Here is a 13943-nt window from a genome sequence, read left to right on the forward strand (position 1 = left end):
TTTTCCATGAATTAATAATTCAAGGAACCTTTTTCTTGTAATTGAAACCCGTTGATAGATAGATTTGCAGCATAATTTTTAACATTCTAAAAACTGCAAATTAATGAAAAAGAATCTCATTGTACTGAGTCTGTGTTTAGGGATATTATCTTATTCTCAAGTTGGGATTAATACCCCCATGCCCAGTGCGGCTATGGACATTGTATCTAAAGGATCGGACGCAACCACTAAGGCTTTGGAAATTAATAATTCAAGTGCCAGAGAGATGGTTACCCTTTTAGATAATAATAATTTTGGAATAGGCATTTCCAATCCTCTGTATAATTTTGAAATAGGAGACTATCTTAATAATGGAGCCTACCTTTCTTTGAGCCAGACAGGGAGTAATGCAAACGGACAGACCTCTTTGACTTATTTTACCAAGAGAACAGGGAATAACAGCCTTACGAATGCGACTTCAAAAGGCTTTAAATGGTTTACACTTTCTGATACTTATGCAAATGCAACAGTGGCCAATTCTTTATTTTTAGAAAGCTGGTCTGCGGATAATCCGGCTGTTACCGGTTTATCAACTAACAGGCTGTCAAATATCCTTGTAATTAACCCTAAAGGAAATATTGGATTTGGGACTTCATCACCAACCGCAAAAGTACACATTGACGCTACGAATGCTTCTTCAGGAGGAAAAGGGGTTGGGACAGGATTCTGCTTACAGGACGGCTCCCAGGGAAACCTTAAAGTTCTGATGTCTGATGCCAATGGAAATGCAAGATGGGATAACCCAAGCTCCCAATATCTGGAGCAGGTAGCTGTGCACAATACACAGGATTACCAGATTGCAAAAACAACCCCGAATACTCAGATTCCGGGGCTTACAGGATTTACGGCTACATCTACGGGAAAATACCTTATCCAGTTTCACTGCTTTTTGCAGGCAGATACTTCTCCCGGAAATAAGGCATTTTACTTTATCGTAAAGAAAAACGGTACCCAGATTAAAGGGGTGGAGACTTATATTTACCTTGGCGGAGGTGCAGATGCTTATCTTGCCCAGCATATCCCCGTAATCATAGATGTAGCGGCAGGAGATGTGATAACTTATGAATTTGCTGATGGCACTCCGCTTCCCACAACACTTACCTTTAAGGCTACAACAGGCAGGTTTGCCAATAGAAACATCATTGAGGTCATTTACATGGGTAAGTAATTTTTATAAAAAGAAGATTAAAAAAAAAATAAAGTATAGTTAAGATTACTCATTTTGATAGTTAAGCTTAAAGCGAAGCTCATCTCATGATTCAGAAGTAAAAGTTTAAATAATCTTAAAATATATATTAACAGAGGCTTTATGCCTCTTTTTTATTTTAAATTCAGAGATGAAATTGATTTTAACATTTTATTAAGATTTTTTATTATTTTTGTTAAATTTTAATAAACAAATGATGAAAGTATTAATTGCCGGAGCTCTTTGCATAGCTTCTCTTTATTACAGTCAGAATTATCCCGTTTCAGCGATTCCTGAAAATCTGAAGAAAAATGCAAATGTTGTTGTAAGGAGAGATTTAACGACGGTGCAGATCAATAAAATTGATGAAATAAAGTACCAGTTTAATACGGTGACTACTGTTCTAAATAAAGATGGTGACCATAACGCCCTTGTTTTTATCCCCTATGAAAAAGGGAATACTATATCAGATGTTAAGGTGACGATCTATGATGAGGCCGGTAAAAAGATCAAAAGCTTTTCAAAATCTGATTTCAATGACTTTGCGAATAATCCGCAGGGAGCATTCTATACGGATAACAGAGTATTGGCGTTGCCTTATACCTCCATTCAATACCCGTATACGGTTGATTTTTCTTATCAGATCACCAATGAGAATACTGTTTTTATTCCTGATTTTGTACCCTTTACGAATACCAATATTTCCCTGGAAGAAGGGGAGTTCAAGGTCATCAATAAATCCGGGATTGAGCTTCGTACCAAGGTCTATCCTTCCAAATATAACTATACATCCGTCCAGGAAAATGATAACGGATCGGAAAAAACATATACCTACAAAAATGTTCCTGCAATAGATGATGCCTTTCTGCTGCCACAACCGGTGAAAATATTACCGAAAGTAAGTTTTTCACTGGCAAAATTCAATCTTGAAGGAAAAGAAGGGTCCATTAATAGCTGGGAAGACTTCGGAGTATGGTATTATAACAGTATTTTACAGCCCGTTTCAGTATCTACCCCTACTATTAAAGCTGAGGTGGCAGCCCTCAACCTGCAGGGTTCCAAAGAAGATAAAGTAAAAAAACTCTTTCAGCATATGCAGTCCAGGACCCGGTATATCTTTGTAGCACTGGGAATAGGCGGTTGGCAGCCTATGATGCCCGATGAAGTGAATAAGAAGGGATATGGTGATTGTAAAGGGCTTACCAATTATATGAAAACCCTGCTGGATGAAGCAGGAATACCTTCCCATTACTGTGTGGTAAACTCTAATGCTTCTCAGGTTTCATTTGATCCGGCTTTTCCCAAAATGGGCGGAAATCATGTTATCTTGATGGTCCCTACAGAGAATGGCAATATCTGGCTCGAAAATACTTCCCAGCAGATCGCATTTAACCATTTAAGTTTCAATACAACGGATAGAAACGTTCTGTCTATTAAAAAGAACGGAATAGAATTGATAGATACTCCGGTTTATGCTGCTGAAAAAAGTAAAGAGAAGCAGAATATGAAGATACAGGTGAATGAAGATAACAGTATTCTTGGCGAAGGAAAATTTGAATTTACCGGAAGCCAGTATGATTATGCCTTGGCATATACAGGTTTATCTCCCAAAGAAAGAAATGAGGCCCTCAAAAATCAGATGGATGTTTTGAGCTTTGAGAAGATCGAAATGAAAGACTTTATCAATGACAGGGATCATGCTGTTGCAAAATTCAATGTGGATTTTAAGGCTGTTAACTATTCTAAAAATGCCGGAAGCAGCATCATATTCAGAGCAGTTCCTTTGTTTTCAAATACCGTGTACAAAAATGAGGAGAATAGAGAGCTGCCTTTTGAGATAGGCCAGGCCTTTGAAGATGAATACAACATCAGCTTTATCATCCCTAAAAACTATAAAATAGATGAGGTTCCTAATGATATTAATATTAATTCTGAATTTGGTACCTACAAGCTGAGCTTTGTGAAAAACGGCGAAGAACTGAAGGTCATCAGAACCGTTAAGGTAAACAAAGGGATATATTCCAAAGAAAAATATAATGATTATATCAATTTCAGGAAAAAGATGATGAATATCGATAATTCAAAAATTTTAATCACTAAAATATAAGACACGATGAAAAAATTATTAACGGCCTTTGTTGTGGTAAGTTCTGTTTTTATCAATGCCCAAAAGCATGAATTCCTTACCCCGCCTAAATTTAACGATGCCGACCTGTCTAAACAAAAATCTCAGCTTGATGAGAATGCACCTGCAGAAATTCTGTATAAATCCACACATTTTCTGGTTGATAATGCGACCAATCAACTGCATAAGAGGTACCACTATAGGGTAAAGATCTATAATAAGGATAAAGCAGAACACTGGTTGAATCTTGAAATACCTCTTTATATGAGTGGAGGTAACCAGGAGACCATTGCCAAGATAAAAGCTTTTACCTATAATCTGGAAAACGGGGCAGCTGTTTCAACAAAAGTAGAAAAGAGTTCAAAATATAAGAGTAAAGAAAGCAAGTACATTTCCATTACCAAATTTGCTTTCCCTAACGTAAAGGATGGCTCTGTGATAGAATATGAGTATGAGGTATTATCTCCGTACCAGTATGTAATTCCTGAGGTACTGATAGAGTCAAATACCCCTTCATTGTATACGGAATATATTTTGGATGCTCCTTCCAATATCTCATACAATATTAATTACACAGGCGACCTTACTCCTAATCACAGGGTTGTGGATGAGAGGTACATGTACGGAACTAATTACAAAACCTATCGTTTTGGCTATGAAAACCTGAAAGGTTTCAAAAGTGAAAAATTTGTAAAAAATGACAATAACCACAGAACCAAAATAAGTGCTGAGCTGCATTCCACTTTTTTCAGGGAGTTAAAACTGTACTCATCATCTTGGGACCAGATCAAACAGAGGCTTTACGAACACGAACACTTTGGCAGTGAGCTGAAAAAAACAAAACTGGCTAAAGAGAATATGCCTGCCGGGATCGATTTTAAGAAAGACCAGGAAAAAGCCGATGCTATTTTCAGGCATGTTCAGAACATGTTTACATGGAATAAGGACAGAGGCGTATATACGGAAGATGGTATTAAAAAGCTAGTAGAAACAAAAACCGGGAATGCGGCAGAGATCAATCTTTTTCTCGTAATGATGCTTAGAGAAGCAGGTCTTAAAGCAGATCCTATGCTTATTTCTACGGTAGACAATGGGATCATCAATCTGGCATCACCTAATATCTCTAATATGAACTTCGTGCTTGCAGCCATTGAATCTGAAAGAGGCTACCATATTTATGATGCTACCTCCAAACAGTCTTCTATGGATGAGCTTCCGCCAAGGGACTGGAACCAGTTTGGAATCCTGCTTTCATCAAAAGATAAGGCAAAGCAGTTACAGATGATCAATGGTAAATCCAGCTTTACCTATCTTACTGTGAAAGCGAAGATTAATGAAGACGGGTCCATATCGGGAAGCTATTCCGATAAAGATACCGGGTCTTATGCCATGTTTGCCAAAGACAGCTATGATGAGAATGCGGAAAAATACAAAAAGCTATATAAAGACAATTTCACCATGGATTTTACGAATATTGATTCCAAAATTCTTGATAATGGCGATTTTGAAAGCATCATGAGCTTTAACTCAGAAAACCTGATTGACAGAGTAGGGAAGAAAATGATCATCAACCCGATGCTGTTCCTGAATAAAACTTCTAATGAATTTGACCAGACAGAAGAAAGAAAATATCCTATAGACTTTATTTCCCCGTTTACGAGGATAAAAAAGGTATCCCTGGAAATTCCGGAAGGATATACCGTGGAAGAGCTGCCTAAGAGCAAAAAAATCACTACTGACGATAAAGAAATAGAATACAGCTATGTGGCAGAGCAAAAAGGAAATATACTTGAGATCATATCAACTACCAAGGTAGCAAGTGCTGATTATCCCAAAGAATATTATCCCGCCTTTAAGCAAATATGGAGTGTTGCTTCAAAAAGTGAAAACCAGGTCATAAGTTTAATTAAAAAATAACTAAAAAGCTTCTAATTATTAGAAGCTTTTTTATATATTTGATAAAACCAATAAAAACTATTAATATGCTAACTCTTTTACAAGCAGACCCTTATGAGGGTATGGACGGAGCCGCGGCGGCGGGAGTAGGGATCGGAATGATGATCTTCTATCTGATATTGTTTCTGTTCTACGGATTCTGTATGTATAAAATTTTCCAGAAAGCAGGTAGGGAAGATGCCTGGGCTGCTTTTATCCCTATTTATAACAGCATTGTTCTGTTGGATATTGTTAAAAAACCAATCTGGTGGATTATTCTGTTCTTAATACCTTTAGTAAATATCTATGCTGCATGGGTAGTTTATGAAAGACTCTCAAAAGGCTTTGGGAAAGAAACTCCGTTGTACGCTATTCTTTTACTTTTCTTAGGATTCATATTTATTCCCGTGCTTGCCTTCGGGAATGATACCTTTGACAGGAATAAAATCCCAAATGATTAAAAAAATAGAAAAAATAACTAAAAACCATTCATTTTTGAATGGTTTTTGCATTTAAACAGGATAAATTGAAAATTATGAAAAATACCATCGCTGTTATCATCCTGTCTTCCTTTTTCCTTTTGTCTGCGTGCAAAAAAGAACAGGCAAAGAATGCCGGAACAATAAAAACAGAGGCCGGAGAGCCTCAGGAATTGGTCATGGATTCTGTAGTGGTGAATGATTCAACGAAAATAAGCGATTCCCTCAGCCTGAGATTTACATCCAAATTATTGGTATTCCCAACAATAAAGGATAAAAAGCTGCTGGACAGCATCTACTTTTTGGATAAGGGAATAAAAGATTATTCAAAACAGGGATTGCAGGCATTTCTGGAAAAAGAAAAAACAGGGTATTATAATTTGATAAAAACAGACAATAAAGACTGGCTTTCGGAAATCCCATACTCCCAGCAATGGTACACAAGCACGTCCATGAGCCTGAAGTCCGATAAGAATGATTATGTCCATATTCAGTACGCGGTAAGTGCTTACGAGGGCGGGGCCCATGATAACTATGGCTTTACGGAAAGGGTGTTTGACCTTAAAAACAATAGAAAAGTAGAGTTGAAAGATATTACATCTCTACCGGAAAATAAGCTGGAAGCCCTTTTGATGAAGAATATCAATACCATTCATAGCGGGACATCCGATGAGAACGGAGACGTGAAAAACTCCGAAATGCTTTTGGTAAAAGAAATTCCTGCTACCGATAACTTTTATTTTGATGATAAAAACCTTTATTTTCATTACAGCCCGTATGAGATCGCTGCCTTTGCTGCAGGTGATATTATCATTCCGGTCTCCTGGGAAGAACTGAAAGGAACCCTGAATCCTGAATTCAAAGAAAGAATGAAAATTAAATGATATTAATGCTTCCGGATCTGGGAGCATTTTTTATTTTTGCTGTAATGGAAAAAGTCGCCTTCATTATCAATCCTTTTTCAGCCAAAAAGAATTATCAGCCTTTCCTTAATGAGCTTAAGAACAGGGTAGATGATCCTTTATATTACATCTCCGAGTCTATCCGCGGAACAGATGAGTTCATTCAGGAAAACTTTGACAAAGTAGATATCTTTGTGGCCATAGGAGGTGACGGAACTATTTCAACAGTAGCAAGAAACCTTATCAATACCCCTAAGATTCTGGCCATATTTCCTGCGGGCTCAGGAAACGGATTCTCCAATGAGACAAATTTCAACAAAAATTTAGGTGATCTTCTGGAAAAGATAAAATCTGCCAGATTCAGAAAAATAGACACATTTATGGTAAATGAAAGGCTTTCCATCAATGTATCGGGCACCGGTTTCGATGGAAAAGTAGTAAAGAGATTTGAAAAAACAGATAGAGGATTTAAGAATTATATTAAAGTTTCCTTTAAAACATTTTTCAGTTTCAAATCCATAAAGGTTAGGTTTTCGGATGAAGAATATCAGAAATACAACGGAAAATACCTGATGCTGAATATCGCCAATACGCGCCAGTTCGGAAATAACGCATACATTGCTCCCATGGCAAGCAAAAGTGATGGTCTGGTAGATGTTGTACTCGTGAAAAAATTTCCTTTTGCCTATTCATTGCTTTTCGCTTTCAGGATGTTTACCAAAAGGCTGAAAGATGATGAATACGTCACTTATCTTCCTGTTTCAGACATCAAATTTAAAGTAAATACCAAAAACTGGCATCTGGATGGTGAATTCAATAAAATAAAATCACCCGTTCATGTAAAAGTGCTTCCCAAAAGCCTGAATATTCTGATCTAAACTTCCAGTTTCTTCTCGATCTCGTGCGGATGATTCAGGCTGTAGTGCAATTGCTTTTTATCCAGCTGTTTCTCCCAGTTGGCGACCACCACAGTAGCTACCGAGTTTCCGATTACATTGGTAAGTGCCCTGCACTCACTCATGAACTTGTCGATTCCCAGAATTAACGTCATTCCGGCGATCGGTATTTCCGGAACAACTGCTAATGTTGCTGCTAAAGTCACAAAGCCTGCTCCTGTAACGCCTGCAGCCCCTTTTGAGCTCAGCATGGCTACCAGAAGAAGCATGATCTGCTTTTCGATCGGAAGATGGATATTCAGAGCCTGGGCAATGAATAATGAAGCCAGGGTCATGTAAATATTCGTTCCGTCCAGATTGAAAGAATAGCCTGTAGGCACCACCAGGCCTACAATAGCCCTGGAGCATCCCGCTTTTTCCAGTTTTTCCATCACTCCCGGCAGTGCTGATTCCGATGAACTCGTTCCCAGAACCAGCAGAAGCTCTTCCTTAAGGTAATACATCAGTTTAAAAATATTAAACCCGTTATACCAGGCAACGGTTCCCAGAATCAGGACAATGAAAAGAATAGAAGTAATATAAAATGTTCCGACTAAAAAGATCAGATTCAAAACAGAATGCAGCCCATATTTTCCTATGGTGAAGGCCATTGCTCCGAAGGCGCCTATCGGGGCCAGTTTCATCAGCATATGAACGATTTTGAATACCGGTGCGGAAAGGCTTTGAAGGAGATCTGTTATCTTCTGGCTTTTTTCCTTTGTTAAAACTAAAGCAACCCCCATTAATATGGCTACAAGAAGCACCTGTAGTATATTTTCACCAACCAGCGGGCTGAATAAGGTTTCCGGGATGATATTCATAATGAACCCCGTAAGGGTAGACTCGTGGGCTTTCTGCTGATATTGCGAGATATCTCCTGAAAGAGTGGCGGGGTCAATATTCAATCCTGTTCCGGGTTGTATAACATTCCCGACGATCAGACCAATAATGAGCGCTAATGTGGAAAAAGTGAAAAAATAGATCATTGCTTTTATAGCGATCCTTCCTACTTTTTTCAGATCTGTCATATGCGCGATCCCCAATGTAAGCGTAATGAAAATTACAGGGGCAATGATCATTTTTACCAGCTTAATGAAACCGTCGCCCAAAGGTTTCATCTTTTCACCCAGTTCCGGGTAATAATATCCGAGAAATATACCCAGAATTATAGCTATAATAACCTGAAAATAAAGCTGCTGGTAGAATTTTTTTGCTTTCAAAAGATGCTGTTTAGTTTTTAGAGATATCAATGAAGATGAAGCTTTATTCCACTGCCACAGAATCATCGCCACGTCCATCCGCCACGGCATGAATATTTCCGTTGTCATCAATAAGGATCATCTCTGTTCTTCCGAGCTGGTTCCATCTTTCGGCCTTATATCCCAGTTTCTCAAGATCCTTAATGGTATTTTCAGGAAAATTCTTTTCAAATGCTACACTTTCCGGCAGCCATTGATGATGAAACTTTGGGGCATTGACGGATATATTGGCTTTCTGCTTAAAATCAATAACGTTTACAATAGATTGGTATACGGAAGTAGGAATGGTAGTTCCTCCTGGTGTTCCTACTACCATATAAGGTTTTCCGTTTTTCAGCAGGATCGTAGGAGTCATGGAAGAAAGCATTCTTTTATTGGGCTGAATGGCGTTAGCTTCACCGCCTACTGCTCCAAACATATTCGGAACACCCGGTTTTATAGAGAAATCATCCATTTCATTATTCAGGAAGAAACCTGCTCCGGATACTATTACTTTACTCCCGTATAAACCGTTAAGAGTAGTAGTTACTGCCGCAGCATTGCCATCCTTATCGATAACGGAAATATGGGTCGTTTCTGTTGATTCCTTAGGCTGTTGAATGATCTTTCCCACTGCTGAACTCGGAGTGGCTTTGTCAAAGCTGAAGCTTTTCCATCTGTTTTTCAAATATTCATCAGAGATCAGGTAAGAGGTTTTGTCATTAATGAAATCCGGATCGCCCATATATTCAGCCCTGTCGGCATAGGCTCTTCGTTCAGCTTCCACCATGATCTGTACGGTCTGTGTGGAATTCTGCTGATACTTTTCCAGATCCTCATATCCTGCCATTTTCAGCATTTGAGCCAGAAGGACACCGCCGCTTGAGGGTAAGGGCATAGATACGACAATATTTCCTTTATAATCGAACTCAAGGGCTTTTCTTTCCGCTACTTTGTAATTCTTCAGGTCTTCCGGTGTGATGATTCCGTTTCCTTTTTTCATTTCAGCCACCAATAGGTCTGCTGTTTTTCCTTCATAAAAACCTTTTGCCCCTGATTTTTGGATCAATTTCAGCGTTTCAGCCAGCTCTTTTTGAACCAGGATATCACCTGCCTGCCACGAAGTGTTCTTTACGAATGCCAGCTCAGATTGATTATGCTTTTGAAAGCTTTCTTTATGGGCATTCAGCAAGCCTGCTTCCTGTTCTGTGATGGCAAAGCCCTTCTCAGCCAGGTCAATGGCAGGCTGGATGAGTTTTTCCATAGGAAGTTTGCAATATTTTAAAGTGGCAAAAAAGCCGGCTACACTTCCCGGGATCCCTACTGCCAGCCTTCCGTTCTGGGAAAGATCTGTATTGGCTTTTCCGTTTTTATCCACATACATATCTCTTGAAGCTTTTTTAGGAGCTGTTTCACGATAGTCAATCGTGAATTTTTCTCCATTGCTCTTAACGCCTACCAAAAAACCGCCACCACCAATGTTACCGGCCTGAGGATAGACCACGGCTAAGGCGTATTGCGTGGCAACAACTGCATCATAAGCATTTCCACCCATTTTCATCACCTTTGCACCGGCTTCACTGGCTAAAGGATGCGCAGAGACTACCACACCTTTGTTTTTTACTTTTACTTCTTTTATAATATTAAACCCTGTGAACTGTGGGAAATACAATTGATAAGTAACAAGAACAATTGCTGTTAAGATTTTTTTCATGAGATGAAATTAATAAAAAAATTATTCATTTTTAAATTGATAATTTTATGTTAAATTCATCTGAAAGTTTATATTATTTTCATTAAAAGTTATATTTTTTTTAATGTTAACTTTGTTGATGTGTTTTTTATTGCTATGTTTTAAAATCAATATAATCTAAAAGCGTACTATTTCATGAAGAAAAATTACCAGAAAATTTTCTCTGTCGGGTTTTGTTTTTTATTTTGGCAAACTTTAGTGCTCAAACTAATGATTCCTTAAAAACTAAAACGGTAGAAGAAGTTAAAATTACGATCGGTTCCGGAAACAAAAGCAGAGTCGCTACAGATACTTCTGTTCCTGTGGATGTAACCAGCATAAGCTCACAATCGATATTAAGTCCGCAGACAGATCTTAATCAGATTTTAAGTTATGTGGCTCCTTCATTCACCTCAAATTCAACTACGATTGCATAACTCCGATCAGTTTGTTTACTCCAGGAATGTTTCCCAGTTCGGTATGAATGGAAGATTTCTTTTCGCAAGAGTGAATCTGAGTTTTTAAATCATATTTTTTCAGGATAGTAAAAAAAGGTGCATTTTACGCACCTTTTTTATTTTGGTTGGTATGATTTTTTTACTTTTGTAACATTCTAAAAATCTAAAAAAATCTAAAAATGGAGTCCTATACGGAGAAAATATTGATTACCGGTGCTTTAGGCCAGATAGGTACTGAGCTTACCAACAGGCTTGTCGAAATTCACGGTGCGGAAAATGTTGTAGCCTCGGGATTAGACAGGTGGAATAAAGGGCTTACTTCGGCCGGATATTATGAAAGAATGGATGTAACGAATACCCAGCTGGTAAGGCAGATCATCAAAGATTACGATATTACTACGGTTTACCACCTGGCTTCATTGCTTTCGGGAACTTCAGAGAAACAGCCTGTTTTTGCATGGAAGCTTAATCTGGAACCTCTTCTTCAGTTTTGTGAAATGGCAAAGGAAGGACTGATCAAAAAGATCTTCTGGCCGAGTTCCATTGCCGTATTCGGGAAAGGGATCCCTAAAGAAAATGTAGGACAGGATGTAGTGCTGAATCCGACTACTGTATATGGAATCTCTAAGATGGCAGGTGAGAAATGGTGCGAATATTATTTTGACAAGCATGGTGTGGATGTGAGAAGTATAAGATACCCGGGACTGATCTCCTGGAAAACACCTGCAGGCGGAGGAACAACCGATTATGCCGTGGAAATTTTCTACGAGGCCGTGGAAGAAGGAAAATATACCAGTTTTATTTCGGAAGATACAGCCATGCCTATGCTCTATATGAATGATGCTATCAATGCAACATTGCAACTGATGGAAGCTCCAAAAGAAAACCTGACGGTGCGCTCATCTTATAACCTTGGCGGGATGTCTTTCACACCAAAACAACTCGCAGAAGAAATCAAAAAAGAAATCCAGGAATTTACTATTGATTATCAACCGGATTTCAGACAGGCTATCGCAGATTCCTGGCCGTCTTCCATTGATGATTCCGTGGCTAAAAAAGACTGGGGACTTTCTTATGATTTCGGAATTGCCGAGATGTCAAAAGATATGATTAAAAATTTAAGGGTTAAATTGAATAGATAGTAATGGTTTTATTTTACTTTAAATAAAAATTGTATTCTATTATGATTAAAATGGTTATGTTTTTTATCTAAAAAATAGTTTAAATGATATTGTTAACGTTTAATGTGGTGAATATTGAAGCTGAAACTAAAAATGGCGTTCATATTCCTGATGAGGAGAGGCTGAAAATTACGGAAGATAATACCAAAGCTGTTTTGAGGATTTTGGATATCCATGACATAAAAGCGACTTTCTTTATTGAAATTTCCATCGCTGAAAAACTTAAAAATCTTATAAAAGCAATTTCAGGGCGCGGCCATGAAATTGCTTTTTATAATAAAAATTCAACGCTTGAAGAAATTGATCAGGTAAAAAAAAACATGCAGGATTTCCTGGAAAAACAGATTAGGGGAATCCGTCAGAAAGATTTTAAACTTCCTCAGGAGAGCCTGAAGCTTTTGGAGTTTAGTTATATTTCTAATATTGATAATGCCAATATTCTCTTTCCTTTCAAACGCCTTGAAAGAAATACTGAAATCACGGAAGAAAATGGATTAAGCCTTGTTCCGGAAAGCATTTCACCTTACAGTCAGCTGCCCTACAATGACTTTGTATTTCAGATCCTGCCTATGAAATATTACCAGAGTATGGTTTTTGAAACCTTGAAAAATGATGAATTTGTCCTGATCTATCTTAATTCCTGGCAGTTTACGGATTTCAGCAAATATCAGTTTAAAATTCCTTTTTATAGAAGCCTGTTTTCGGGCAGAAAAATGGAAGATAAACTGGATGCCCTTCTTACCTGGATCAATGAGAAAGAGCTGGCTACTTCCCGGATGAAGGATTATATCTTTTGATTCATCTGGCTGTGATAAGATGTTTTCTAAACGTAAAGACAAACAAGGCTATTTAGATTGATTTATTCACGGAATTTTCAATATATAAGGGAAGTTTCATTCCTGAATACAGATCGCAAACAGGTCTGTAGAATGCTCTATTTCTTTTCTGATGACAATATCTCCGGAAGAATATTGTGAAACGAAATCAGGTGTTGTATTGTTTGTTACGGGTGTGTTCTTTTTACCGGGCCTGATTTTGTTTTTCAATTCAAAGGCATATTTTAATGTATTTAAAAGGAAAACCCTCAAAGGATATGGATAAATGGACAGGGTGAACGGAAGGGTGATCATTTTCTGCTTCCTGGTGCGGCTGATCTCTTCCAGTACCAGATCCGAATCGGAGCCGATTCTAAGGACTTCTGCCTTTTTAAAATGTCTTTTGAGTAAACTTTCCAGGCCTTCAAATGTATATTCCTTGATGTGGAAAATGTTCCAGGGCTTTTGAATATAATTGAAAAGCCTGTTTTTTTTATCAGGTGTGGAGATCAGCAGGCATCCGCCGGGATTTAAGAGCTTTTTCAGATCATTAAGATATTGGGTGTCATTGGGAACGTGCTCTATGACCTGAAAAGAAGTAATGACATCAAACTTTTCACCCCCTAGTTCAGGGATAGTTTTAAAACCCAGATTGGGGGATGTATAGTTTTTTTTCGCAAACTCAATGGCTTCTCTGCTTACATCCGCACCAACAATACTTTCGGCATTTTCGGACAGCATTTGGGTACCATAGCCGGAACCACAGCCAAAATCCAGTACTTTTTTGCCTTTTACAAATTCTTTTGCATATTCATAAGTGGCCATATGCATCAGATGGATATAAAATGCTGATTTGTTATTAAAATTTCCGTTGAGTATGTGTCTTTCCCCGGTATGTTCCATTCAGGTATGTTTTTG

The 13943-nt window shown here is 38.1% G+C and carries 12 protein-coding genes; 9 read left to right on the forward strand and 3 right to left on the reverse strand.

Annotated features, from left to right (window positions below; all coding sequences use genetic code 11):
- The first annotated feature begins 103 nt into the window (after positions 1-103).
- The 6 genes from HNP38_RS01890 to HNP38_RS01915 all read left to right on the forward strand — a co-directional run bounded on the left by HNP38_RS01890 (position 104) and on the right by HNP38_RS01915 (position 7544).
- A complete protein-coding gene (locus HNP38_RS01890; protein WP_184183581.1) occupies positions 104-1207 on the forward strand; it encodes a hypothetical protein in 1104 nt (367 codons plus the stop codon).
- Between the two features lie 232 nt (positions 1208-1439).
- Entirely contained in the window at positions 1440-3332 is a 1893-nt protein-coding gene (locus tag HNP38_RS01895; protein ID WP_184183584.1) for a DUF3857 domain-containing protein, read from the forward strand.
- A gap of 6 nt (positions 3333-3338) precedes the next feature.
- A complete protein-coding gene (locus HNP38_RS01900; protein WP_184183587.1) occupies positions 3339-5267 on the forward strand; it encodes a DUF3857 domain-containing protein in 1929 nt (642 codons plus the stop codon).
- Positions 5268-5332: 65 nt separating this feature from the next.
- Positions 5333-5746, forward strand: a complete 414-nt coding sequence (locus tag HNP38_RS01905; protein WP_184183590.1) for a DUF5684 domain-containing protein — start codon at positions 5333-5335, stop codon at positions 5744-5746.
- Between the two features lie 74 nt (positions 5747-5820).
- Positions 5821-6648: an RsiV family protein gene (locus HNP38_RS01910; RefSeq protein ID WP_184183593.1), complete on the forward strand. Its 828-nt coding sequence runs from the start codon at positions 5821-5823 to the stop codon at positions 6646-6648.
- 5 nt (positions 6649-6653) lie between these two features.
- Positions 6654-7544 (forward strand): diacylglycerol/lipid kinase family protein, encoded by an 891-nt coding sequence (locus tag HNP38_RS01915; protein WP_410493754.1) that lies wholly within the window; start codon positions 6654-6656, stop codon positions 7542-7544.
- On the opposite strand, the gene HNP38_RS01920 is transcribed toward HNP38_RS01915, so the two are convergent.
- The gene (locus tag HNP38_RS01920; RefSeq protein WP_184183596.1) at positions 7541-8821 is read right to left on the reverse strand and encodes a dicarboxylate/amino acid:cation symporter; all 1281 of its coding nucleotides are present in this window, start codon (positions 8819-8821) and stop codon (positions 7541-7543) included. The genes HNP38_RS01915 and HNP38_RS01920 overlap by 4 nt on opposite strands.
- Positions 8822-8864: 43 nt before the next feature.
- The gene (ggt, locus tag HNP38_RS01925) at positions 8865-10553 is read right to left on the reverse strand and encodes a gamma-glutamyltransferase (RefSeq protein ID WP_184183599.1); all 1689 of its coding nucleotides are present in this window, start codon (positions 10551-10553) and stop codon (positions 8865-8867) included.
- 224 nt (positions 10554-10777) lie between these two features.
- Between ggt and HNP38_RS01930 the strand changes: the two genes are divergently transcribed.
- From HNP38_RS01930 to HNP38_RS01940, 3 genes are all read left to right on the forward strand, one after another.
- Entirely contained in the window at positions 10778-11008 is a 231-nt protein-coding gene (locus HNP38_RS01930; protein WP_228460906.1) for a hypothetical protein, read from the forward strand.
- A 200-nt stretch (positions 11009-11208) separates the two neighbouring features.
- On the forward strand, positions 11209-12171 hold the full coding sequence (locus HNP38_RS01935; protein WP_184183602.1) for an NAD-dependent epimerase/dehydratase family protein: 963 nt from the start codon (positions 11209-11211) through the stop codon (positions 12169-12171).
- 83 nt (positions 12172-12254) lie between these two features.
- On the forward strand, positions 12255-13007 hold the full coding sequence (locus HNP38_RS01940) for a polysaccharide deacetylase family protein (RefSeq protein ID WP_184183605.1): 753 nt from the start codon (positions 12255-12257) through the stop codon (positions 13005-13007).
- A 96-nt stretch (positions 13008-13103) separates the two neighbouring features.
- Here HNP38_RS01940 and HNP38_RS01945 read toward each other — a convergent pair whose 3' ends face one another.
- A complete protein-coding gene (locus HNP38_RS01945; protein ID WP_184183608.1) occupies positions 13104-13928 on the reverse strand; it encodes a class I SAM-dependent methyltransferase in 825 nt (274 codons plus the stop codon).
- Between the last annotated feature and the right edge of the window lie 15 nt (positions 13929-13943).

Origin of the sequence: Chryseobacterium defluvii (assembly GCF_014204415.1) — a bacterium.
GTDB classification, from domain to species: Bacteria; Bacteroidota; Bacteroidia; order Flavobacteriales; family Weeksellaceae; genus Chryseobacterium; species Chryseobacterium defluvii_A.

Excerpts from the sequence above, each read along its gene's own strand:
- HNP38_RS01910 (WP_184183593.1), top strand. The coding sequence starts at position 5,821 with ATGAAAAATACCATCGCTGTTATCATCCTGTCTTCCTTTTTCCTTTTG.
- HNP38_RS01940 (WP_184183605.1), top strand. The coding sequence starts at position 12,255 with ATGATATTGTTAACGTTTAATGTGGTGAATATTGAAGCTGAAACTAAA.
- HNP38_RS01900 (WP_184183587.1), top strand. The coding sequence starts at position 3,339 with ATGAAAAAATTATTAACGGCCTTTGTTGTGGTAAGTTCTGTTTTTATC.
- HNP38_RS01895 (WP_184183584.1), top strand. The coding sequence starts at position 1,440 with ATGATGAAAGTATTAATTGCCGGAGCTCTTTGCATAGCTTCTCTTTAT.
- HNP38_RS01905 (WP_184183590.1), top strand. The coding sequence starts at position 5,333 with ATGCTAACTCTTTTACAAGCAGACCCTTATGAGGGTATGGACGGAGCC.
- HNP38_RS01935 (WP_184183602.1), top strand. The coding sequence starts at position 11,209 with ATGGAGTCCTATACGGAGAAAATATTGATTACCGGTGCTTTAGGCCAG.
- HNP38_RS01945 (WP_184183608.1), bottom strand. The coding sequence starts at position 13,928 with ATGGAACATACCGGGGAAAGACACATACTCAACGGAAATTTTAATAAC.
- HNP38_RS01915 (WP_410493754.1), top strand. The coding sequence starts at position 6,654 with ATGCTTCCGGATCTGGGAGCATTTTTTATTTTTGCTGTAATGGAAAAA.
- ggt (WP_184183599.1), bottom strand. The coding sequence starts at position 10,553 with ATGAAAAAAATCTTAACAGCAATTGTTCTTGTTACTTATCAATTGTAT.
- HNP38_RS01890 (WP_184183581.1), top strand. The coding sequence starts at position 104 with ATGAAAAAGAATCTCATTGTACTGAGTCTGTGTTTAGGGATATTATCT.